The organism is Pseudomonas sp. MD195_PC81_125 (assembly GCF_014060985.1).
GTDB classification, from domain to species: Bacteria; Pseudomonadota; Gammaproteobacteria; order Pseudomonadales; family Pseudomonadaceae; genus Aquipseudomonas; species Aquipseudomonas parakoreensis.
In genome coordinates this window covers 1-571 of record NZ_JABULD010000977.1, presented here as the reverse complement: position 1 = coordinate 571, position 571 = coordinate 1, and the positions used below count along the sequence as shown (strand labels likewise).

Annotated in this window: 1 pseudogene; it reads left to right on the top strand. The window is 55.0% G+C overall.

The features are described from left to right. Window positions 1–176: 176 nt before the first annotated feature. Window positions 177–571, top strand: a pseudogene (gene mreB / locus HT737_RS30690) (rod shape-determining protein MreB); the annotation flags it as partial.

Below are 571 nucleotides of genomic sequence, written 5' to 3'. Positions count from 1 at the left end.
CCGTGTGTTAGATTGTCGGAACACTACCGCACTTCTACGGTCATAAGGCCGCGATTGTGGGGCTTGGTGCACAGAAAAGCGGCCAATTTAACATATTGGCGCCTTGCCCAAAATCCCTGTCGTTGTTAGAGTTTGCCGCACTTTTTTACCCACGCGTTGCCTAGGGTCCCTTTCCCATGTTCAAGAAACTGCGTGGCATGTTTTCCAGCGATCTCTCCATTGACCTGGGCACTGCCAACACCCTTATTTACGTGCGCGAGCGCGGTATCGTCCTGAATGAGCCATCGGTTGTGGCCATTCGGACACACGGTAACCAGAAAAGTGTCGTCGCTGTCGGCACCGAAGCCAAGCGCATGCTCGGCCGTACGCCGGGCAACATTGCTGCCATTCGTCCGATGAAGGACGGCGTGATTGCCGACTTCAGCGTCTGCGAAAAGATGCTGCAATACTTTATCAACAAGGTTCACGAAAACAGCTTTCTGCAGCCCAGCCCTCGTGTGCTGATCTGCGTTCCATGCAAATCCACCCAGGTCGAGCGTCGTGCCATCCGTGAATCGGCCTTGGTCGCCGG